Origin of the sequence: Streptomyces sp. NPDC020845, from assembly GCF_044334165.1 — a bacterium.
GTDB lineage: Bacteria > Actinomycetota > Actinomycetes > Streptomycetales > Streptomycetaceae > Streptomyces.
The window spans coordinates 515879-536517 of record NZ_JBIRSJ010000008.1 but is presented as its reverse complement, the minus strand read 5'-3'; the positions used below and the strand labels follow the sequence as shown (position 1 = coordinate 536517).

Below are 20639 nucleotides of genomic sequence, written 5' to 3'. Positions count from 1 at the left end.
CGCGACGGATCCGCGGATGGCGTCGGCGGCCGCCACCGTCTCGGGCGCGACCGTTCCCGGCGCGACCTCAGCGGGCGTCGGAGCCGTGTCCTGGGCGGAACCGTCGACGGCCGGCACGTCCAGGGGCCACAGCACGACGACGTCATCGCCGTGGCGGGCGGCCAGGGGGCGAGGGCTCTGCCCGGATGCCACCGCGTGGACGGCCGACAGCACCTGACGCTGTGCGTCGATCCGCCGGTTCGGGTCGGGTTCGGGGGCGCTGTCGGCCCGGACGACGAGCACGGCGTGCGGGCGGTGCAGATCGTGGCCGAGCCGGCCGGCCCGGGCGACAATGGTGGCCAGGGCGGCGGGCGACTGGGCGAGCAGGTCGGTCAGCAACTCGCCGCGCAGCCGCCACTCCACCTCGACAGCCGTGCGCCCCCGGAGCATTTCGAGGGCGGCGACCACGGCCGCGTGCTCGATGGCCCGGCGGCCGAGCGGCTCCAGCTCCGCCGACTCACCGGGGATCCACATCCGTGCGACGACATCCTTGTCGAGCACCACCGGGGACATCACCGCGCAGGGCCACCTCGGTCAACTGGCGGTGGATGTCTCCCGTCCGCTGCAGCAGCGCGTGCTGCTCGCGCAGCGAGTCGTTGAGCTGAGCAGGCCTTCGGCGCATGCCATGCTCGGGGTCGTCAGTGGCAGGCGGTGCATGGGCAAGACCTACCTGCTGCGCGCCCTGATCGAGCAGCTCGGGGGCTTCTGCTTCGGGGCCACGACGGCGACAGAAGTCGAGTCGCGGCGTCAATTCGGTGCGGCCCTGGCCGAGCCCACGGGATCTCCCGTTCCGTTCTCCTTCGACACCTGGGACGACGCGATAGAACGGGTACTGGAGGCAAGCTCTGGCGTCTGCCGCAGCACCCGTCATCGACCGCTGTTCGCTGCTATGCCGGTGGCCCCGGCCGACAAGCCGCGCGACCACACCCTCGGGCGGTCCCGGGGTGGACTGACGACGAGCATTCATCCGCCCCCCACGGCCGTCGGCCGCTATGACGAGACCGCCGCCATCTTCCTCTGGAACGCACGATGAGCCGAGAGGAAGACCCTGGTGGACCATTCGAGATGTTGCCCTGTTTGTTCGCATTTAGGGTGTGTATCGTGATGCGAATACACAAGATCATCCCGTTACTGACGGTCGCTGTCTTCGTGTTGTTGCACGTCTTCGCCTATCCAGGCACGCGCTTCTCCAATGACTCATACCGCTACGCTCGCTCAGCGTACGAGTTCCTGGGCGACCCCTACCGGAAAGCCCAGGACAAAGCGCTGCGGGCCTACTGCGCGGACACGGCGGCCATGCTTCAGCGAAACCGCATGCTGCATCAGATCGAGTTCCGGGCCCCAGTGCGCCGCTATGAGTACCCCGATTGCCTGGCTCAGCATGCGGACGGCCTCAACCCCAGCAATCCGCGGTACGAGGCGCTCTTTCATGCTCGCCCCGCCTATCCACTGGTGGCCGCACCATTCGTCCGGCTCCTGGGGGCCAAGGCGGGGCTGACGGCCATTGCCCTGGGATTCACGGCGCTCGGAGGGCTGCTGGTCCTGGTGCTCTTGCGCGCACTGCGTGCACCGCCTCCCGTGGCATGGCTCGGTCAGTGCCTCTACTACGTCACGCCCATAGGGCTGTGGGGCAGTCGGCCTATGACGGAAGGTCCGATGGTTGCCCTCATGGCGGCCATGCTGCTCGGCGCGGTGTGGCTGTGCCAGGGGCGGCGGGTGGCGGGAGCTCTACTGTCCGTGGTGGCCTTCACGCTGGGTTTCGCGGTCAAGTACTCAAGCTTCGCCCTGGTGGCGCCATGCCTGGTGGCGGCGAGCGCCATGGCGCTGATGTTCGTTCCACAGGCCCGGCACAAGGGCACGCGCTGCCTGCTCATCGTCTCGCTCTTCGAGTCCTTGGCCGCCTTCGCGATGAGCAGGGTGCTCCGACTGCCCGGATTGGAGGATTCGCTCCAGGACACCTTCTCCCTCCACTGGACGTATTCCGAAGTCGCTGACCCATGGCGCCGACTGGTCCGGCTCGATGCCAACTACTGGTGGCAGTGGCTACAGCGAGAGGCGTTGGCTCCCTCTCTGCTCTTCCTCCTGGTGTTGGGCGTCTGGGGCGCGATGCGCCGCTCGGTGCCCATCGCGTTCTGCCTGATCGCCGTGGGCGGTACGGGCCTGCTGACGTCCGCAGCCCACCCGGTTGCGATGGAGGGCGACAGGCTCTACGTGCAGGTGTGGTTGATAGTCGTCGTCGGGCTGCCCCTCCTGGTCGAGCGGCTGCGCATGAGCGGCGGGGCCTTTGGCGCGCTGCCTGCGCGAAGTGATCCTCTGATGAAGAGCGGCGGGCGCCAATGAAGAACCAGTTCGTCTCAAGCGACCGCCCCCAACCTCCCCCTCGTTGCGCTGGGCCCTCGCCGACGAGGCGGTGGTGATCTGCTCCGCGGCCTGCGCCACCTCGCCGATTGCCCTGTCGAACGGTGCGAAGAGGTCTACGTCGTCACTGTCACGGTTGACGATGTGGTGGGCCTGGACGGTGTAGCCGCCCGCGAGGGCGTATCCGTAGACCTCGGCGAGCGTGTTCAGCCCGATGTGGCGCGGTCCCCAGTCGATGTGGCGCGGCAGCGTGACGCTGCCGCCGTCGGCCCGCCCAGCTCGGCGAGCGAATCCGGCAGTACGAATGTCTTCGCCGCTGCATACCTGCTCAGGGGCCCAGCATGCCTGATGGGGCCTGCCGAGCGCATCGAGCGTGCGGATCAGTGCACCGGGGAGTTAACGCGACCGCCGCACACGCGCGACAGCTATCTGGCACGGAACGGACACGGTGACCTTTGAGAGGTCTGGACAACAAACAAGGCCCGGGTCGCTGACCTGGGCCACGTCCACCTCACGCCGACTGGCTCCTCATGGATCAGCAGGTCGAGCGGTGGTTCGGCCTGCTGATGGACAAACTCATTCGCCGCGGCGTCCACACCTCCGTTCAGGCCCTCGAGAACGACATCCGCGACTGGATCGACACCTGGAGCGAGAGCCCCAACCCGTTCACCTGGACCAAGACCGCCGACGAGATCCTCATTTCCCTCGCCGACTACCTCGCCAGGATCGCGCCTGCGCGATCCTGTTGCCCATTTGCTGTTTGCGCTGGTCGGGGTGTTGATCGTTGCGGCAGGCTGGTCTGGTGGCCGGTCCTTCTCGTTCCCGGTCATGGAGTGGGAGGGGCCCGGTGTCGATGGAGCCGCGGTCGTGGCCGGAGCCGGCGCCGGAGGTGGCTCGGGCGGTGCGGGCGAAGTACTCCGGCCGTCAGGTGCCGCTGCCGGTCGTGGTGCGTGATCGGCTCGGTGAGTTGTTCGCGGATGCCGAGTTCGCGGAAGCGTTCGCAACGGGGCCGCGTGGCTGGTCACCGGGCCGCCTGGGGCTGGTGACGGTGCTGCAGATGGCCGAGAACCTGACCGGTCGGCAGGCTGCCGAGGCGGTGCGGGACCTGAACCGGCTGGAACTGGCCGGGGAGGCGGTTCGCGCCGCACTGGAAGCGCTGACCTGCGCGGATCCGGACTGGGTCGCACAGAGCGTGGACGTGGCCTCATGGAGCAGGCGCTACGGACCGCGGGTGGACAGCCGGCGCCTGCCCACCTCCCGGACCAAGCAGCAGAAACTGGCCGTGGACTTCGCGCGGGATGGCTTCGCCCTGCTGGGCGCGGTCCACCACTCCAGCTCTCCGGGCTGGCTGCGCGAGCTGCCCGCGGTGCAGGTCCTGCGGTGCGTGCTGCCGCAGAACTACACCCGCACCACCACCCGAGGCGGCCGCGAGGTCCTCAAGCGGCGGAAAAAGACCGACGAGGGCGGTGACGGCCGCCCGGCCACCTACGTCTGTCCTTACCCCGAACCGCGGGTAGCGGCGGATCGCCGCCGCGTGTCTGGCTCCCGGCGGGGCAAACATTCTTCGTCCAGTGCACGCCCCGGGGCGTGCAGATTCCGCCGTCGCTGCGCCCCTCCGTTGGAGGTGTCGCCGCGGCCCGGTGCGTTGCCCGTGCGGGCTGGCCTGCAGGAACGGGCGGCCTGGAAAAAGGGGCCTGCGCCCCTCAGCGTGTCCTTCGGTACGACCCTCCCGCCGGTCCTGCAGCACCCGGTGCAGCCGCCGTTCGAAGCAACCCTCCGGGTACTTGAAAAGCGGGATAGGCCCGTACCAGTGACCTGGTCAGGCCGCGGTTGCGGGGGGTAACCCCGCCGTATCCCACCCTGCCGTGCGTCGTACAAACCACCCCCGTGCGCCGATCACGCACGCCCTGATGAAGGAGAACGCCTGCGTCTACTTCGCCGCCTGCCCCGACGACCTCACTGACCAGGCCCTCGACCGCCGACCGCTCCGGGCGCCGCCGGCGCCGGATGAAGGTGCTGCTGTGGCGGGCGGCGGTCGGCGCTGCGTCCGCTGCGGGAGCGGGCCTCGTCACGATAGCCGTTGACCGGATCACCTCCCTGTTCTGAGCGCGGCCACAGGCCGTACGCGGCAGTCGGCGCGTGCCGGAGTACCCCTCGATCAACGTGCTGGACCGGCTCCCCGACGGCCTGGTCGTCGGGGGCCCCGCGCAGCAAGGTCGACGATGTCGGCGCCGCGGGCGGCGGCACCGCCCAGACTAGGGGAGACCTGGCGAACGCCCGTCCGACGCGGAAGAAGGCGCATGACGCAGCTCTCGGAGATGAGCGAGCGGGAGTACTTCGCTCATATCGGCCACCGCCCCGGCATGTTCGTCGGCAAGGCTTCCTTCTCCATGCTGGCCGCGTTCCTGACCGGCTACGACCAGCACGCCGTCCGTCACGGCGGGCCTGGACTCACTGGCTGGCACGAGTGGCTTGTCGCCCGCCGCGGCCGTCACTGCAACCACGCCTGGCCCGGCCAAGTCCTGCACATCGCCCTTCCGGACGGCTGGGACGACGCCTCACACCTGCCCCCCGAGGACGAGAAGCGCGCGATCAAGGTCTTGTTCCAGCTCCTCGACGAATTCGCCGCCGAGCGTGAGGCGGGCTCCGACGCCGAGGACGACGAGCCCGACGAACTCGCTACCGTACCCCAATCTCGGGAGGAGACATGATGATGAGGATCTCGGAAAACGGCCAAGGCTACTCGTCGCCCCACTTGGTCCGGAGTTCAATGGAGTGGGGTAGCTTCAGCCAGCGTCGCGCGTGTTGTCGGCTGGGGTCGCCCGCTCGTGGAGCGTGCGGGCCGAGTCGGCCGGCGCAGGCTTGAGCAGCATTCGATCGGTCAGTGGCGTCGGCGTCGGGGCTTGCCTTCGTTCACAAGGACTCGCCTCGGTCGGAAGTCTCCGCAAGCGCGACCACAGTCAGTACCTGGTCGAGCACATGTCTGATCGCGGCGGCCTGGGCTGGCGGAGCTTCTAGGATCTGCGGCATGGCAACACGACTCGTGCAGATCAACATGAAGGCCCATGACGACCCCGCGCTCGGCCGGTTCTGGGCGGAGGCACTCGGTTGGGGTGTCGACAGCGAGGGACCCGGCGTGACCAACCTCGAACCCGTGGGCTTCGCCTACCCCGACCCCGTGGCCGTTTGCATCGACATCGTCGCCCGCCCGGAACCCAAAACGGTCAAGAACCGCGTGCACCTTGATCTGGCCACCACCTCGACTGCCCATCAAGCGGAGTTGGTCGCGCGCTTGAAGGATCTCGGCGCGACGCTCGCCGACGTGGGGCAGGGCGACGTCCCCTGGACGGTCATGGCCGACCCGGAAGGCAACGAGTTCTGCGTCCTGGAGCCCCGTCCGATCTACCAGGACACCGGGCCGATCGCCGCGGTGGTGGTCGACTGCACCGACCCACGAGGGATGGCCCGGTTCTGGGGCGAGGCGATGGACTGGACGCTGCACGAGGTCACCGACGACCACGCGACCATGCGCTCCGCCAAAGGCGTCGGGCCCTACCTGGAGTTCCTCCGCACTCCCGACACCAAGAGCGTGTGGAACCGCGTCCACCTCGACGTCTGCCCCTACCCCGGTGACGACCTGGCCGCAGAGGCAGCCCGACTGCGCGCCCTGGGCGCCACCGACCCTGATATTGATCAGTCCGCAATCTCCTGGACGGTTCTGGCCGACCCGGAAGGCAACGAGTTCTGCCTCCTCACGCCTCGCTGACCTTGAACAACGACTCCGGCTGGTTCCGGGGCAGCGGCGAAGACCGCGTGGCGTCAGCCCATGCCGCCGGAGACGGGGATGGCCCCCCTGGTGAGCCAGCGCGCGTCCTTGGGGGCAAGAAGGCCACAAGCGGGCCGTAGCCGTCGGCGGTGCCCGCACGGCTTCGGCGCCTACGGCGGCGCTACGCGCTGGCCTCTCCCTTGTGGCGCCCGGCGGCAGGTCAGGTGTCCCATGACTGGGGAGATCCATCGAGCAGGCATGGGGTGACTCCCGATCGGCGGTGGCCGTTTTCAAAGAGCGCCATCAATGATGCTGCGCTATGAGTTGCAAGAGTGCGCAGTAAGCCGCCGAGCGAGCATTCAGCGCCATTCTCGATTCACTGATCGCAGTGAACCAGTGCCTCTTCGTAACACCTTCGCGGCGCCTGCACATCCGTGCGGGCGCTAGCACCACATGTACGTGGTCGCCTCAGGCGCGATCCCCGTACAGCCGAACGTCAGCTGGGACAACCCCTGGCCCATCCGCTGCGATAGCCAGGTCAGTGCCAACCCTGGCTGCGTCGTACCGGACGTCCGAGCAAACTTCGAGTTCTCGCTCGCAGAGTTCGGCGGCGCCGCAGCCACCTATGGGTGGGCCCAGAACGCACTGCGTGACGGCGCTCCCCTGAGGCGTCACCCGAGTGAGGCCACAGCCAAAACGCGGCGCGAGTACACCTGCGGCAGCAAAAGCACTGACCCCTTCATCGAGCAATTGTCAAGAGTTGTCGATCGCTGGACTTTGGCGTTCTGAGCTGAGCTGCGACGTGGGGCTACTGGTGGCGCAGGGTGAACAAGCCGGGCTGGGTCTCGATGACCAGTCCGAAGCCGACCAGGCACCGCCGAACCGGAGGCGATCAGGCCGTGACTGGCTGTACCTCCTGGGCGGCCCGCGCGTCGTAGGTGTCGCGGGCGTGCAGGACGGCATTGATGTTCTCCTCCGACCAGGCGCGGATCGCGTGCATCAGCGCGGTGACGCTCTCGCCCAGCCCGGTGGCCGCGTATTCGACCTTTGGTGGAATGGTCGGGAAGACCGTGCGGGTGACCAGGCCGTCCCGCTCCAGGGTGCGAAGGGTCTGGGTGAGCATCTTCTGGGTGATGCCGTCCAGTCGGCGCCGCAGCTCGCCAAAGCGCATCGGGCCGCCGGATAGTGCACCCATGACCAACATGGTCCACTTGTTGGCGAGTACGTCCAGGATCTGGCGCGAGGGGCAGGCAGCCAGATAGGCATCCGCGCCGCCGTAGAAGCGCAGGTCGTCAGTAGTACCCATGAGGTACCTATATACCTTTGAAGTGCCTTCTGTTCAACGGGTACTGCCCTGCCGAGGATAGGGACATCCCAAGCGACTTTCCGAACAGGAGTGCATGACGATGCGCGCGATCACTCAGAAGACCTTCGGCGGCCCCGAGGTGCTGGAGCTCGTCGACGACGCCCCCAAGCCGGCACCTGGACCGACGCAGGTGCTGGTCCGAGTCAAGGCGACCAGCGTCAACCCCGTGGAACTGTTCGTCCGCTCCGGAGGCTTCCCGTTGCTGGGCGAGCCGCCCTTCGTCCTGGGTTGGGACATGTCCGGGGTGGTCGAGCAGGTCGATCCGGGTGTGCACCGGTTCAAGGTCGGCGACGAGGTCTACGGGATGCCGTACTTCCCGGCCGCGGCCGGGGCGAACGCCGAGTACCTGGTCGCCCCCGCGCGGCAGCTGGCGCGCAAGCCCGCGGGAATCAGCCACGAGGAGGCCGCGGCGCTGCCGCTGGTCGGCCTGACCGCCTGGCACGCACTGGTGGAGATCGCGCAACTGCGGTCAGGGCAACGGGCACTGATTCACGGTGCGGGCGGCGGGCTCGGGCACGTCGCGGTTCAGCTGGCCAAGCACCTCGGCGCGGAGGTGGTGGGCACGGCGAGCGCGGGCAAGCACGACTTCCTGCGCGGGTTGGGTGCGGACCAGCTGATCGACTACCGGACCCAGGACTACACCGAGGTGCTTCGGGACGCGCCGGTGGATGTGGTGTTGGAGACCCTGGGGGGAGGGAACGCCGAGCGTTCCTTCGGCGTGCTGCGGCAGGGCGGCGTGCTGGTGACGGCGGTGGAGCGGCTCAGCACCACCCTGCCGGAGCTGGCGGAGCAGTCCGGCGTGCGCTTCGCGGCGGTCGGCGTGGAGCCGGACCCGGCCGGCCTGGAGGCACTGACCGAGCTGGTCGAGGCGGGGAGGCTGCGGGTGCACCTGCAGCAGGTCTTCCCACTGGAGAAGTTGGCCGAGGCGCACGAGGTGCTGGCTGCCGGCGGCGTGCAGGGCAAGCTTGCGATCACGGTCTGAAAGCATCGCGTGAGGCGTGATCAGGCTGCGGCGTCCTCCCGCCACTCGCCCAGGAGCCCGCGTTCGAAGCGAGCCCCGGCGCGGACGAGCGGAACGAGGTGGACGCCGCTGACCGTGCGCCAGCGGGTCTGGGCGGACTCGATCAGCTTGAAGACCATGGCCAGACCGGCGGCCCGGGAACCGGCTCCTTGGTGACCTTGGTCCGGAGGCGCACGGTCGCGAAGGTCGACTCGATGGGGTTGGTGGTCCGCAGATGGATCCAGTGCTCGGCGGGATAGTCGTAGAACTCCAGCAGCACGTCCTGGTCGTCGGTGACCTTCGCCACAGCTTTGGGGAACTTTGCTTGGCAGAGCTTGGCGAACGCCCGGACCGCCTGCTCGGCGTGTTCACGGTCCTCGGCGTTGTAGATGTCTTGCAGGGCCTTCTTCGCTGCGGGCTGCGCGGACTTGGGCATGGAGTCGGTCACGTTGACGGTCTTGTGAACCCAGCACCGCTGTTCGCGGGTGGTGGGGAAGACCTCGCGCAGGGCCTTCCAGAACCTGAGCGCGCCGTCGCCGACGGCCAGGACCGGGGCGCGCATGCCCCGGCGCGCGCAGTCTCGCAACAGACCGGCCCACGCCTCGGACGATTCCCGATAGCCGTCTGTCATGGCCACCAGTTCCTTGGTGCCATCGGGGCGCACACCGAGCACGACCAGGACAGCGGCCTTGGCCTGGTCCAGGCGTATCCGTAGATGGATGCCGTCAACCCAAATGTAGACGTAGTCGGTCCGGGACAAGTCGCGGTCCTGGAAGGCGGCGTGGTCTGCCTGCCACTGTGTGGTCAGCCGGGTGACCGTGGCCGGGGAGAGTCCGGTCGAGCTGCCCAGGAACCGCTCCATCGCGGGCACGAAGTCCCCGGAGGACAGGCCGTGCAGGTAGAGCAGGGGTAGCACTTCGGCGATCATCGGGGACTTGCGGCACCACGGCGGCAGGACTGTCGAGGAGAATCGCCTGCGCTCACCCGTGGCTTCAGCCACGAGCTTGTCATTGACCCGCGGCGCCCTCACCTCCACCGCGCCCGCCGACGTGGTGACCTTTCGAGGCTGGTGGTGGCCATTGCGCACCACCAAGCGCCGCCCCTGCTCATTGCACAGGTCAATCAACTCGGCTATCCACGTCACCAACTGAACCCTGAAACACAAGGGGCATCCCCCCAGGCGCTGACGGCCCGGGGGATGCCCCGCCATCCTGGAAAGGAACACCTGTGGTCAGCGGCGATAAGTGGGGATGGGCTATTGATCCGCGCTACCCCCTTTGGTGCGTGACCTTCACCAGGAGCCTGGCACCGGCCGAGGTTCTGCGCCGCTATGGTGCAGACCCCAATAGGGCGCGGATGCTTGACCATGCGGAAGCGAGCGACCTCTACGACCTTGCCTTCCGCGGGGGAACAGTGCTGCGCGCCGGCACTCTCAATGGATGGTCTTTCTGCTACGAGGACGTGGGCGGAGCCGGCTCTCGCCCGGGCCCTCTCAGCGCTCTCTCCCAAGGCACCGAAACCTTGTCCCTGCTACGGGGCGGAGACGCGATGAATCGCTTGGCACACTGGTGCGACGGGCAGCGCCGCGAGGCCTTCGAACCAGGTGCCACTGACAGGATGCCGCAAGGGGCCCGCCATTTCTGGGATCTCGTGCACACCTACAGCCAGGCGACCCCAGACCGCGCAGGACTCCTGCACGCCCTGAAGGCCATCACCCATCACACGAGTATCTCTCTCGACACAGCCATCATCGCGGGCCCCCTGCTCACCACTCACCTTGCCGACGAAGACCGGACACCCGACCCGGTGCCGCATGCCCGCCCATCCGCACCGACGAATCGCGCATCGTCCATGGGCCGCGCCCTGGGGGCTGTCCAGCCTTCTCTGCACGACGTGCGTCGCGTCGCTGAGTGAAGAGAAGCTGGGCCACGCCCACGGACAGTGCTCTCGGCAGCTCTAGGAGGTGCGTACCGCTGACCCAGGCTCCGGGCACTCCCGCAGTGGGGCAATACGGCCGGATGGGGCCGGCACGCCGAGGCGAGGAGCAGCACGGGGGAACCAAGCACCTCTCCCGACTGCAGTTCGACGCGAGCGGTCCGGTTGTCGAGGGCGAGTGGACGGTCCCCGGCACCGCCCAGGACCGGTAGAACCCCGCTACTGGCGGGTCCATTTGGGCGGCCCCCTGGGGGCGGACGCCCTGCCGCTCCGGTTGTCGCAGCGGGCAGGGCGAGTTGTCGTTCATGGCTATCCCAGGGCCGCCACCCAGGAAGTTCCGTTGCTGGTGGCGTCGCCCTGGAGGCGGTCTCGGGCGGCGGTGTCGCCGTACAGGCCCCAGCGGAACCAGTCCAGGAAGGTGTTCTCCGTCTGGGCGTAGTACGGGTATTGCGGAGTCAGGAACGAGCCGTGGTCGGCACCGTTCTGGGTGAGGAACGCCTTCGGCGCGGGGAGTTCGTTGTACGCCGCGCGCGCCGAGTTGATGTTGCAGGTCCCGTCGTTGCTGCCGTGGATGAACAGCACCTTGGCGGCCAGGCCGGCGGGGTTGCCCATGTCCACGCAGGCGACCGGGACGGCGGCGACGATGCGGTTGTCCGGCCAGGCGGTGAGCAGGCCGTGGGTGGTCATCCCGCCCATCGAGTGGCCGGATACGCCGACACCGGCCTGGGTGTCGATGTGTCCGGCGAATGGGCTGCCCGACGCGCTGTTCAGCGCCAGTGTCCGGGTGAGTACCTCGGAGACGTCCTTCGACCAGTTGCCGTTGTAGACGCTGCCGATGTTGGTGTTGTCGGAGAACGAGGGAGCGGGGCAGATGAAGCCAGCGGCGGCCAGGTCGTGGGTCTGCGAGGAGTAGCAGTCGGAGTTGCACCCCATGCCGTGGCTCCACTCGGCGATGGGGAAGACGCCGCTTGCGATGGGGGCGTCCGGGATGGGGTTGCCGCCCGGGTTGCCGGTGGCGGCCGGGTAGAAGATCTTGGTGAGGAGCTGGCGTCCGCCGCGGGACCAGTTGAACTGCCGTACCCCGATGGCGAACTTCTGGGTGGGCGCCGGCCGCCGGGAGGCCGTCGGGGGTGCCGGGGTGCCGGCGACCGCTGTGCCGCCGAGCGCGGATAAGCCCACGCCGGCCGCTGCGGCCGTGCGGAGGAAGGTACGCCGTCGCATCGACATCGATGACTCCTGGTTGTGGATGAGGGGGGTGATGTGGTTGCCGGGCTCAGTCGCCTGAGCCTGTGAGTGATCACTTGCTGTCGTACGGGCCGGGCTGCGGCTCCGGCCCGAACACGGATGGCGCTCCTGTCGGTCCCGAGGCGGATGGGCAGCACCTTGACGGCGCTACTTCGAAGCTGCCGCGGCAAAGGCGGCGGTGAACCGCCACCAAATCATGTTGAGGAGATAGCCACTGCCGCCGGTGAACCTCAGATACAGATCCTGGGTGCCCGTCGCGCCGCTGACCGGGCAGGACACCGTCGTCCAGGTCTGCCACCCACCGGTGTTCGGCACACTGCACCGGCCCGCCACCGTCCCGCTGGGGCCGCCCAGGCGCAGTTCGACGGCGCTGCCGTCGACCGCCGAGGCCACACGTGTCGTGAAGGACGAGGCACCCGCACCGAACCCGACACCCTTGACTTTGATGTAGTCGCCGTTGTCGATGTATCCGACGTTCAGCCCTCCCTCGCCGGACGGTTCGGTCTCGACTCCGGACTCCCAGGCGATCGTGTCGGCTTCCTGACGTGTGTACGGATTGAGCGTGCCGACCTGAGGTGCCCCGGCGTTGGTCATGTTGATCGTCGGGATCGTGCCGTCGGAATTGTAGGAGAACTTCTCCACGGCGATCGAGCGCGTGAAGCCACCCCCGCCCGGGAGGGCGCCGTTGTGGTAGAAGAAGTATGAATTTCCCTTGAAGTCGGTGATCCCCGGGTGATTGGTGAAGCTGCCCCCCTGCGTGGGCATGACCGTGCCTCTGTAGGTCCACGGCCCGGTCGGGCCAGGGGCGGTCGAATAGGCGATGAACTCCGAGCAGCACTTGGCCGCGAAGACGATGTAGTACAGGCCGTTGCGCTTGTAGACCCAGGGACCTTCTTCGAACAGGGTGGGTCGACTGGCGTCTCCCGTACGGGTACCGAAGCCCGCGGTGGTGAGCGGGATCTTGGTGGGGCTGCCCGCGTAGGAGGTCATGTCTGCGTTCAGCTTGACGTACCACAGGTCCGGGTTGCCCCAGTACAGGTATGCCTGGCCGTCGTCGTCAATGAAGACCGTCGGGTCGATCTGGCCGTTCTCCACCAGCGGATGACCGAGGGCGTCGCGGAACGGCCCAGTGGGGCTGTCGGCCACCGCCACGCCGATGGCCATCCGGCCGGTCGCCCGGTTCGTCATCGGCACGTACCAGTAGAACTTGCCGTTGCGGTAGACGGCCTGTCCCGCCCAGGCGTTGGTGGATGCCCAGCTGAAGGAGGCCAGGCCGAGCGGGGAGCCGTGATCGGTCCAGTTGACCATGTCGTCGGAGGACCACACCCGCCATTCCTTCATGGTGTAGTTGGTGGAGTTGTCCTCGTCGTGCCCTGTGTAGAGGTAGACCCGGCCGTTGTGGACCAGCGGCGCGGGGTCGGCGGTGTAGATGGTCTGCACGATCGGGTTGTCCGCTCTTGCCGCGGTCGGCTGGACGACGGCGGGGACGGCGAGGGCCAGTATGAGGCCCACTACCCAGGCGACTGCTCGTCCGAGTCTCCTGCTGGGCGAAAGCGGTCGGGCGTAGGTCATCGTCGGCTCCAAAGGCACTGGTTGGCGCAGAGGATCGACAGCCGAGAGAGTCCCCGCCGCGATCAGGACGAGGGCGGCGGTCGGCGTCGAGTCGGAACGAGCTGGTCAGCGGTAGCCGGCGGCGACCACGTTGGCCTGGACGGCGTTCTCCGTCTGGTCGGACGGATAGCCCGCGACCATGGCGCCCTCGTAGAAGGTGCCGGCGCTGAGGTTGGCGCCGCCGCCGGGCTTGCAGCAGTCGCCCCCGCTGCCCAGGACGATGGCGCCCTGCTTCTTCATGGGGCTGTAGCCGCTGGGCAGGGTGCCGTCCCACAGAGTGGTCAGGCTGCCGGACTGGGCATCGCTGCCCTTGATGGCGAAGCGGGAAGTGCCGTTGTTCTTCAGGGTGGCGGTGACGAACTTGCTGGTGAAGGCCCGCTGCTTGGGGTTCCAGGACTGGCTTCCACCCGGGTACAGACCCCATTCGAGGTCCGCCTGGACCCACGGGCCGCTGCCGGAGCATCCGCCGAACCAGCACGAGGTGCTGAAGTTGATGGCGTCCATGGCGCCGGCGGCATCCGCCTTCCGCGTGGTCTCACTGTTGCCGTAGTCGAAGCAGCAGCCGTTGTTGACGTGCTTGCCGCTCGTCACCATGTACATGCCCTCGGGGCTGCTGCCGGTGGGGATGCCGGTGGCGTGGCCGTCGCGCCAGTAACTGTTGCCGGGGTTGATGTACAGGGAATAGGCCTTGCTGCCGGCGGCCGTCAGGGACTCGGAAGTCGCCTTCGCGGGGCTGCTCTGAGTGGAGCCGGGGACCTGGCTGGACCCTTGGTACCACAGGTGGTTGCCGCGTCCGGACTGGTCGTAGACGACGGTTATCACGCAGGTGGCGCCGGAACAGAACGAGTCCTGGGCCGCAGCGTTGGCGACGCCACCGGCGCTGAGAACGCCGATGTCCCGGGTGGCGTTGTCCGACGAACGCCTGACCTGGTACAGGTTGCCCCCGTAGGATCCGTAGAGCGCGCGGACCGTACTGTGCGCGGCCACACACGGGGTTCCACCCGAGGCGTAGATGTCGCACGGCCCGGTGCCGGCTGCCGACGCCGACACCGGCCAGGTGGCCACGGTCGCCAGCACTGCGATCGACATCAGCGCCGAGCGTGCGGCAACACCCACGGGCGAATGCCGCCTGCGGCGCTGTGGCGCAGACGGGGATGCTGACGAAGGCTGCATGGTTCTCCTCCTGGAGGGACGTGTCGACGATGGCGCGGTGAGCGGCCACGTCGCGGACATCATCAGACCATGCACATGACAAGACGACCGTCTGTGCGCGTGTCTGCGGAGCCCACGAGCAGCGTGATATTCGAGATCTCGAACATTGGTCGTACTCTCGGATAGCCAGGATCGTAGAGCGGCCCTGAGGTTTGTCAACCCTTTCAGTGACGAGAGGGATGCCGACCCGCCGGCCGCGACCGGCCGGGCAGGTCAGCCGAAGACCCGGCGCTGGATCTCACGCCGGTAGTCCTCGAGGGTGTTGTCAAGATGGGCCATGGCGGCCCGAGCCGCCGCCTCCGGATCGCCGTCCCTGATGGCCCGGCAGATCGCGGCGTGTTCCTCCACGGCTTCCGCGGCATGGCCGCCGACCGTGCCGTGCAGTCCGATCGTGCTGGACTGGCGCTGCAACCGGCGCGCCTCGCGTACCGCCGCGACGAGGAACGGGTTGTGCGAGGCGGTGGCGATGCCCATGTGGAAGTCGTCGTCACCGCGGTCGAACAACGCCCGCTGCCTCGTCACATACCCCTCCCGGCACATCTCTTCCGCGGCCTCGATGGCACGCAACTCGGCAGGGGTCGCCCGGGTGGCGGCCAACCGGCTCGCTGCGGCTTCCTGTACTCGCCGGAACTCGAAGAGCTGGTAGACGTGCTCCAGGTCGGTCGGCAGGAAGGGGCTTCCCCAGCGCGAGGAGCCCAGCAGGCCCTCGTCGTCCGCCACATAGAGGCCGCGCCCCTTCTGCACGCGCACCCGCCCGATCGCAGAGAGGATCTTCACCGCCTCCCGCACCACCGTGCGGCTCGTGCCCAGGCGGGAGGCCAACTCGTTCTCCGTCGGCATCCGGTCGCCCGGATGCAACTGCAACTCGGCGATGAGCTGGAGGATCTGCTCGGCCACGAGCTCGTACCCGGGGCGGTAGGCGCCCGTCGACTCGGCATGGCGCCCCTGCGAGGGCGTCGTGTGGCCGGTCGCCGGTACAGGCTTTCCGTCCAACCGCCTACCTCCTTCAGCGCAGGGGTCATATGCCCGGTGATCAGCCACGCCCCATCCTTGAAGAGCATATACCTGGCCATATTCGAAAAATGTATCCGACCCATTGACGGAGACGCCCGGCGCGAATTATGCGTAAATGAGGCAGTAAAGCTGCATCGTTAAGTCGTCGGCGCCGAAGAATATCGAAAATAGGCTCACTCATCCCGTTGACTGCGCCCTATACGGGCGGTTTTTATGTGTGACCAAGTCGGCGTTTCTGTCCGCAGTACTCCGGGAGGCCCGTACACCCCTGCCCCGGACTGGGGCACGGGCCGGGCCCGGGCAGGGCAGCAGCGTCCGCCTGCCAGGCCACGTTCTTCCGCCGGCCGACACGAACACTGAGTGGAGTCGCTCATGACAGCGAAGGTCCGCGCGGTCGGCGCCAGGAGATCTTTAACGGTTTGGGTCGATTCCTCGCACCTGACGGCCGCCGAGCCGTACCACAAGATCCATCCGCACCTGGTCTTCAGCTCGGAGAACAACGAGACGTCCTGGGCCGTGCAGGCGGGCCCACGACATGGGAGCAGTACGAGGCGCTGGGCCGGAAGGTCGCCACCGAGCGCCCCGGCTGTGGGCGGGCAAGCGCGGGACCAACCGCATCGCCGGTCCGAAAGCGGTCAGGGCCGACGCCACCGGCCCGTACCGCAAGCGGACGGCCTCGCTCCTGGACACCCTGGCGACGGTCACTCCGGGGCTGACCGCGGGCAAGAGCATCGTCTCAAGGCTGCCGGCCCGGGAGGACACAATCGTGAACTACGCAAGCGCCGACGGGTACAAGGTGACCCGGTGAGCGGGCCGACCACGGAAGCCGACCGGCTTGGCGCACCCCTGGCGCACGGAACTTGGCGACGGCCGCAGGGGACTTCCGGCTCTTCCCCACCGTCGAGCACACGGCACCGCACCTGGTCTTCCGGGCGGCGGCACTTGTCCTGTTCGTCGTGGGACTGGCGCTGTCGCTGCACCGGCTGGCGGCCCACACGGCGTGGGCGTTCCCCAGCCCGCCCACCGTCACCTCTGCGGGTGCCGATAAATCATCCGTGCAGTTCACGCTGCGTGCTGGTACTCGTGGAGGGTTCCGCCGAGTCGGTCTCGCCTGCGGACTTCCTGGTGGGCGAGTTGGGCTTGTTGGGTGATGGGTGATGGGTGATGGGTGTGGGTAGCGGGCGGCAGGGGGCGACTTGTTCCAGGGCTCTGTGCGGACGGCGCTCGTTGTAGAAGGATTCGTACTCGCGCAGGGCGTGGAGAAGGTGGCTCTGGTTCCAGATCAAGGTCCGGTCCAGGGGTTCCCTGCGGCAGGTCTGTATCCAGCGCTCGATGAGTGAATTCATCCGTGGTATCCGAATGCCGGTGGTGACGACCTTGAGACCGGCATCGGTCATGAGTGCGTCGAAGGCGGCTGTGAACTTTGCGTCGCGGTCGTGGATGAGGAACTTCGCCTTGCCGTCCGCGTCCTCCGAGGTCCATGAGGAGGTTGCGTCCGAGCTGCACGATCCACTCCGCGGTGGGGTGTGCGGTGGCGCCGAGGACCCGGATGCGCCTGGTGGTGTGCTCGATGACAGCGAAGACGTACAGGCGCGCCCCTGTCAGAGTGTGGACTTCGAAGAGATCGCAGGCGAGAAGGGTCTTGGCCTGGCTGCGGAGGAAGTCGGCCCAGGTGGTGCTCTGCCGTTCGGGGGCGGGTGGGATGCCGTGCTCGCGGAGGATCTCCCAGACGGTGGAGGCGGCGATCTTGATCCCCAGTGCCGCGAGTTCGCCGTGGATCCGCCGATACCCCCATGAGACGTTCTCCCTGGCCAGGCGCAGGATCAGGGCGCGGATCGAGCGGATGGTGCGGGGGCGTCCATGTCGTCTGGGTACGCAGGTCGCGGCATGGCGCCGCCTGAGCAGGTCGCGATGCCGGCGCAGGACCGTGTCGGGGCGGACCAGGAGCAGAAGGTTTCGCAGTCTGTTTTTGGGGAGGTGGGGGAGCAGGCCCGCGAGGATGGCACGGTCTGTGTCGGTGAAGGTCGGCTTACCGACCCGGGCGTTGCAGGACCAGCAGTTGGTGCCGGAGTACGGGGGTCTCGATGTCCTTGTCCTTGTCGCTCATCGGCAGGAGGCGTAGGAACGCCAGGGCGTTGGTCGCGGCGAGGTAGGCCAGACGCAGCAGCACGACAGATCATGATGCCGCCGGGGCCCTGCGCAGGTGAAGACCCGGGGTGAACGTCGAGGAGAACCGAAGATCCGTGATCAGGCTCCCGACCTGCGTGGATGATTTATCGGCGCCCGCAGTGTCGTGGAGAGCCTGCGTGAGCTGTGAGTTCGGCCTGGTCGGGGGCCTGAATGCTCACGCGGGAGGAAGACGTGGACGCTCACGCTCTGCGTCGGCAGGGATGGACGATCTCGGTGATCGCACGGCACCTGGGCCGGGATCGCAAGACGATCCGCGCCTATCTGAACGGTGAGCGGGTCCCCGGTCAGCGACGCCAGGCGCCGGCCGAGATCGGGATGTCCGGCCAAGCGGAGGGCCAGCCGGTGCTCGGCGAGCTCCCGGGCCAGTTCCGACTCGTCCAGCACCCACCAGTTGTACTGCACCGTCACTTCGGACAGTCAGGATCGGGCGCCCGCCGATGGACGGCGGCTGCGTCCGCTTCTGCTTCACCAGGCGCTGGTGCCAGGCCGGCACGGTGCGCGGTGAGACGATCCGGTGTTCTCGCAGGGCTCGGGGGAGGAATTGGGTCGGGGCGGCGAGCAGTGTACGGTCCGGCCGGCCGGGCCCCGGCGCGGTGACCTGCTGTATCAAGGGATTCTTGGCCCATCTGCCTGACTGCAAGAACCTGATCGTCTGCGGGGGTTGGTGATCATGCTTATGGCGGTCAGAGACGTGGGTGGACGTCATCGATGGTGATGTCGATGCGGAGGAGGCGAAGACCGAGCTGGGTGGCCGCGGCTGCGCGCAGGGCGGCGCGTATCCGGTGGGCGGTGGTGGAGGCGTGCTGGCCGTAGCGGAGGCTGATGCTGACGGCCACGTGGGTGGGGTCTCCAGGGGTGGGGAAGCGGCAGCCTCGGCCGGTGGTGCCGGGGACGCTGCTGGTGGCGGTGGACAGGAGAGTAGCGGCGGCGTGTTCGGTGATGGACAGACGGTGCGGAGGTTCTGCGGGGAGCGGCAGCTTGCGGAAGCGGCGCGGTTCTTGGCGGATCCGGACCATGACACATGCGACGAAGCCCGGGGGGCGCTCGACCGGTTCGGCGGTCAGCGCGGCGGTCGCCTCACGGAGTGTGTCGACGGCGGTGCCGCTCGGCAACCGGTCAGCAGTTGGATGGTTCATCGCCATGGCGTGAGCTCCTGAGCAAGCCGGGCACGAGCGCGGTGGACGCGACCACGGACGGCATCCGGGCTGGTGTGGACGGTGTGGGCGATTTCGTTGGTGGACATGCCTTCCAGTTCTCTCAGCACCCAGCATGCGCGCTGCTCCGGGGTGAGCCGTCTGAGGGCATGATTCAGCGCGGCACGTAGCTCGGCGGCCACGGCCTGCTGTGCGGGGCCGGCTGTTCGGGACGGCGGCAGGGCCTCCTCTTCGAGGCTGATCTCGGGGCGTCGGGCGCGGGCGACGTTGACGGCGCGGGTCGCGGCGATGCGGTACAGCCAGGCGGCGAACGCCTGCTCCGCATGGAGTTCGTGCAGGCAGCGCCAGGCGGTGATGAAGGAATCCTGAGCGGCGTCCTCCGCGGTGTCGGCGTCTCCCACGATGCGCAGCGCAATCCGGTACACCCGAGTGGCGTAGCGGCGCACCAAGTCCTCGAAGGCTGCGGTGTCACCGTCACGGGCGCGGGCGACAAGAATGCCGTCCTCCGCCTCGGAGGTCACCTTGTGCGAGTGCCCTGGCGGGAGGCTACGAACCACATGCGCGTGAGGTACATCCCATGACGGGCGTGAGGATCCCCGGGTCTGCTGTGTCTTTCTGAGTGATGCGGGTAATGAGCTCGCACGGAACGGAGAACGGTGCCGTGAACACACAGATGAAAGAGACGACGGTCAAGTTGAGTGAGCAGTCCGAAGGGGCCCGTTCCGTGACGGCGCGGGGGTCCGCGGAGCTGGTGAGCGAGCAGGGGAAGACGTCGGTCGCGGATGTGGTCGTGGCCAAGATCGCGGGGATGGCGACCCGTGAGGTGCCGGGCGTGTACGCGATGGGCGCCGGCGTGTCCCGTGCGCTGGGCGCGATGCGCGAGCGTCTGCCCGGAGTGGTCGGCCCCGGCATCACCCAGGGGGTCGCGGTCGAGGTGGGTGAACGCCAGGCCGCGGTCGACCTCGATGTGATCGTCGATTATGGGGTGTCCATCCCGGACCTGGCCGCGGGGGTTCGCCGCAACGTGGTCACCGCGGTGGAGAAGATGTGCGGATTGGAGGTCACCGAGGCCAACATCACTGTCGGCGACATCCACATGCCCGGTGAGGAACCGGCCGAGTCGGCGGAGTCCCGCGTCCAATGAAACATCCGGCACATCGCACACATCCGATACGTCCAGCCCCCGGCCGGGATACGGGCGAGGTCGGCCGACTGGCCGGCCGGATCGCCACCGCGGTGGCCGACTGCCCGGCGGTGGCGGCCCTGGCCGACGGGCCGATCGCCACCTATCTGCCGGGCAGCACCGTGGTCGGGGTCGCCGTCCGCGACACCGAGGTAAAGGTCGAGGTGGTCGCGGTCTTCGGTACGCCGGTGACCGAGGTCGCCGCACAAGTGCGGGCCGCGGTCCACGGGCTGACGCCCGGCACACAGGTGGAGGTGTGCATCGACGACATCGAACTCCCCGGCAGCGCCGCTCGGGAGACGCTCAGGTGAGCGCACACCCCACACCGCAGCGGCAGGCGTTCCGGGCCTGGGTGCGCCTGCACCACCCGGATGTCGACGGCGATCCAGAGGAGTTCATCGCAGGGTTGAGCCGCTGGCGCACCGCCGTCGCGGGTGCGCGCTGTTCCGAGGGGGTGCGGGTGAGCGTGTTCCGCAGCCGGGGCGGACTCTGGCTGGCCGCCCGGTGGTGGCGGCGCCACCGGCGCCGTCGAGTGCGGCGCGTGCGCTGATGCGATGCGGCACAAG

Annotated in this window: 21 protein-coding genes and 3 pseudogenes; 14 read left to right on the top strand and 10 right to left on the bottom strand. The window is 68.1% G+C overall.

From position 1 onward, the window contains the following. On the bottom strand, window positions 1-543 hold a 543-nt coding region (locus ACH4U7_RS23540; RefSeq protein ID WP_398529801.1), incomplete at its 3' end, for a PucR family transcriptional regulator. Between ACH4U7_RS23540 and ACH4U7_RS23535 the strand changes: the two genes are divergently transcribed. From ACH4U7_RS23535 to ACH4U7_RS23510, 6 genes and pseudogenes are all read left to right on the top strand, one after another. Further along, complete coding sequence (locus tag ACH4U7_RS23535; RefSeq protein ID WP_398529800.1) at window positions 530-1072, top strand: hypothetical protein; 543 nt, start codon at window positions 530-532, stop codon at window positions 1070-1072. The two genes, ACH4U7_RS23540 and ACH4U7_RS23535, sit on opposite strands and share 14 nt — an antisense overlap. Window positions 1073-1140: 68 nt before the next feature. Further along, a complete protein-coding gene (locus ACH4U7_RS23530; protein WP_398529799.1) occupies window positions 1141-2379 on the top strand; it encodes a hypothetical protein in 1239 nt (412 codons plus the stop codon). A gap of 519 nt (window positions 2380-2898) precedes the next feature. Then, window positions 2899-3104: pseudogene (locus ACH4U7_RS23525) on the top strand (IS630 family transposase); the annotation flags it as partial. Window positions 3105-3244: 140 nt separating this feature from the next. Further along, entirely contained in the window at window positions 3245-4240 is a 996-nt protein-coding gene (locus ACH4U7_RS23520) for a hypothetical protein (RefSeq protein ID WP_398529798.1), read from the top strand. 457 nt (window positions 4241-4697) lie between these two features. Then, complete coding sequence (locus tag ACH4U7_RS23515) at window positions 4698-5108, top strand: hypothetical protein (protein ID WP_398529797.1); 411 nt, start codon at window positions 4698-4700, stop codon at window positions 5106-5108. Between the two features lie 317 nt (window positions 5109-5425). Beyond that, window positions 5426-6163, top strand: coding sequence for a VOC family protein (locus ACH4U7_RS23510; RefSeq protein ID WP_214936921.1), 738 nt, complete (start codon window positions 5426-5428; stop codon window positions 6161-6163). A gap of 892 nt (window positions 6164-7055) precedes the next feature. Here the strand turns inward: ACH4U7_RS23510 and ACH4U7_RS23505 are convergent. Then, the gene (locus ACH4U7_RS23505; protein WP_398529796.1) at window positions 7056-7469 is read right to left on the bottom strand and encodes a winged helix-turn-helix transcriptional regulator; all 414 of its coding nucleotides are present in this window, start codon (window positions 7467-7469) and stop codon (window positions 7056-7058) included. 100 nt (window positions 7470-7569) lie between these two features. On the opposite strand from ACH4U7_RS23505, the gene ACH4U7_RS23500 reads away from it, so the two are divergent. Continuing rightward, entirely contained in the window at window positions 7570-8511 is a 942-nt protein-coding gene (locus tag ACH4U7_RS23500; protein ID WP_398529795.1) for an NADP-dependent oxidoreductase, read from the top strand. Window positions 8512-8531: 20 nt separating this feature from the next. Here ACH4U7_RS23500 and ACH4U7_RS23495 read toward each other — a convergent pair. Then, window positions 8532-9739: pseudogene (locus ACH4U7_RS23495) on the bottom strand (IS256 family transposase). A 74-nt stretch (window positions 9740-9813) separates the two neighbouring features. On the opposite strand from ACH4U7_RS23495, the gene ACH4U7_RS23490 reads away from it, so the two are divergent. Both ACH4U7_RS23490 and ACH4U7_RS23485 read left to right on the top strand, forming a co-directional pair. Continuing rightward, on the top strand, window positions 9814-10443 hold the full coding sequence (locus ACH4U7_RS23490; RefSeq protein ID WP_398529794.1) for a DUF6461 domain-containing protein: 630 nt from the start codon (window positions 9814-9816) through the stop codon (window positions 10441-10443). A 104-nt stretch (window positions 10444-10547) separates the two neighbouring features. Then, entirely contained in the window at window positions 10548-10676 is a 129-nt protein-coding gene (locus tag ACH4U7_RS23485) for a hypothetical protein (protein WP_398529793.1), read from the top strand. A 97-nt stretch (window positions 10677-10773) separates the two neighbouring features. Here the strand turns inward: ACH4U7_RS23485 and ACH4U7_RS23480 are convergent, their stop codons facing one another. The 4 genes from ACH4U7_RS23480 to ACH4U7_RS23465 form a co-directional block, all read right to left on the bottom strand. Next, on the bottom strand, window positions 10774-11691 hold the full coding sequence (locus ACH4U7_RS23480) for an alpha/beta hydrolase (protein WP_398529792.1): 918 nt from the start codon (window positions 11689-11691) through the stop codon (window positions 10774-10776). A gap of 165 nt (window positions 11692-11856) precedes the next feature. Next, entirely contained in the window at window positions 11857-13281 is a 1425-nt protein-coding gene (locus ACH4U7_RS23475; RefSeq protein ID WP_398529791.1) for a family 43 glycosylhydrolase, read from the bottom strand. A 105-nt stretch (window positions 13282-13386) separates the two neighbouring features. Then, window positions 13387-14691: an arabinofuranosidase catalytic domain-containing protein gene (locus tag ACH4U7_RS23470; RefSeq protein WP_398529790.1), complete on the bottom strand. Its 1305-nt coding sequence runs from the start codon at window positions 14689-14691 to the stop codon at window positions 13387-13389. 54 nt (window positions 14692-14745) lie between these two features. Continuing rightward, complete coding sequence (locus ACH4U7_RS23465; protein WP_398529789.1) at window positions 14746-15525, bottom strand: FadR/GntR family transcriptional regulator; 780 nt, start codon at window positions 15523-15525, stop codon at window positions 14746-14748. A gap of 556 nt (window positions 15526-16081) precedes the next feature. Here ACH4U7_RS23465 and ACH4U7_RS23460 point away from each other — a divergent pair. Further along, window positions 16082-16354: a hypothetical protein gene (locus ACH4U7_RS23460; protein ID WP_398529788.1), complete on the top strand. Its 273-nt coding sequence runs from the start codon at window positions 16082-16084 to the stop codon at window positions 16352-16354. A gap of 254 nt (window positions 16355-16608) precedes the next feature. On the opposite strand, the pseudogene ACH4U7_RS23455 reads toward ACH4U7_RS23460, so the two are convergent. After that, window positions 16609-17716, bottom strand: a pseudogene (locus tag ACH4U7_RS23455) (integrase core domain-containing protein). A 170-nt stretch (window positions 17717-17886) separates the two neighbouring features. On the opposite strand from ACH4U7_RS23455, the gene ACH4U7_RS23450 reads away from it, so the two are divergent. Then, window positions 17887-18333 carry a hypothetical protein gene (locus ACH4U7_RS23450; RefSeq protein ID WP_398529787.1) on the top strand — a complete coding sequence of 149 codons (447 nt, stop codon included), beginning with the start codon at window positions 17887-17889 and terminating at the stop codon, window positions 18331-18333. An 86-nt stretch (window positions 18334-18419) separates the two neighbouring features. On the opposite strand, the gene ACH4U7_RS23445 is transcribed toward ACH4U7_RS23450, so the two are convergent. Next, the gene (locus ACH4U7_RS23445) at window positions 18420-18878 is read right to left on the bottom strand and encodes a hypothetical protein (RefSeq protein ID WP_398529786.1); all 459 of its coding nucleotides are present in this window, start codon (window positions 18876-18878) and stop codon (window positions 18420-18422) included. After that, complete coding sequence (locus ACH4U7_RS23440) at window positions 18869-19411, bottom strand: RNA polymerase sigma factor (protein WP_398529785.1); 543 nt, start codon at window positions 19409-19411, stop codon at window positions 18869-18871. The genes ACH4U7_RS23445 and ACH4U7_RS23440 overlap by 10 nt, the downstream gene beginning before the upstream one ends. Window positions 19412-19563: 152 nt before the next feature. Between ACH4U7_RS23440 and ACH4U7_RS23435 the strand changes: the two genes are divergently transcribed. Genes ACH4U7_RS23435 through ACH4U7_RS23425 form a run of 3 tightly spaced genes read left to right on the top strand, consistent with a single transcriptional unit; the run spans window position 19564 to window position 20623 of the window. Beyond that, complete coding sequence (locus ACH4U7_RS23435; protein ID WP_398529826.1) at window positions 19564-20034, top strand: Asp23/Gls24 family envelope stress response protein; 471 nt, start codon at window positions 19564-19566, stop codon at window positions 20032-20034. Further along, a complete protein-coding gene (locus ACH4U7_RS23430) occupies window positions 20031-20384 on the top strand; it encodes a hypothetical protein (RefSeq protein ID WP_398529784.1) in 354 nt (117 codons plus the stop codon). The genes ACH4U7_RS23435 and ACH4U7_RS23430 overlap by 4 nt, the downstream gene beginning before the upstream one ends. Then, complete coding sequence (locus ACH4U7_RS23425) at window positions 20381-20623, top strand: hypothetical protein (protein ID WP_398529783.1); 243 nt, start codon at window positions 20381-20383, stop codon at window positions 20621-20623. The genes ACH4U7_RS23430 and ACH4U7_RS23425 overlap by 4 nt, the downstream gene beginning before the upstream one ends. Window positions 20624-20639 lie beyond the last annotated feature (16 nt).

Bases quoted from the DNA above. Each gene is read 5' to 3' on its own strand.
- ACH4U7_RS23515 (WP_398529797.1), top strand. From the start codon at position 4,698: ATGACGCAGCTCTCGGAGATGAGCGAGCGGGAGTACTTCGCTCATATC.
- ACH4U7_RS23475 (WP_398529791.1), bottom strand. From the start codon at position 13,281: ATGACCTACGCCCGACCGCTTTCGCCCAGCAGGAGACTCGGACGAGCA.
- ACH4U7_RS23460 (WP_398529788.1), top strand. From the start codon at position 16,082: ATGGGAGCAGTACGAGGCGCTGGGCCGGAAGGTCGCCACCGAGCGCCC.
- ACH4U7_RS23450 (WP_398529787.1), top strand. From the start codon at position 17,887: ATGCTCACGCGGGAGGAAGACGTGGACGCTCACGCTCTGCGTCGGCAG.
- ACH4U7_RS23505 (WP_398529796.1), bottom strand. From the start codon at position 7,469: ATGGGTACTACTGACGACCTGCGCTTCTACGGCGGCGCGGATGCCTAT.
- ACH4U7_RS23445 (WP_398529786.1), bottom strand. From the start codon at position 18,878: ATGGCGATGAACCATCCAACTGCTGACCGGTTGCCGAGCGGCACCGCC.
- ACH4U7_RS23485 (WP_398529793.1), top strand. From the start codon at position 10,548: ATGGGGCCGGCACGCCGAGGCGAGGAGCAGCACGGGGGAACCAAGCAC.
- ACH4U7_RS23510 (WP_214936921.1), top strand. From the start codon at position 5,426: ATGGCAACACGACTCGTGCAGATCAACATGAAGGCCCATGACGACCCC.
- ACH4U7_RS23480 (WP_398529792.1), bottom strand. From the start codon at position 11,691: ATGTCGATGCGACGGCGTACCTTCCTCCGCACGGCCGCAGCGGCCGGC.
- ACH4U7_RS23430 (WP_398529784.1), top strand. From the start codon at position 20,031: ATGAAACATCCGGCACATCGCACACATCCGATACGTCCAGCCCCCGGC.
- ACH4U7_RS23500 (WP_398529795.1), top strand. From the start codon at position 7,570: ATGCGCGCGATCACTCAGAAGACCTTCGGCGGCCCCGAGGTGCTGGAG.
- ACH4U7_RS23435 (WP_398529826.1), top strand. From the start codon at position 19,564: ATGAAAGAGACGACGGTCAAGTTGAGTGAGCAGTCCGAAGGGGCCCGT.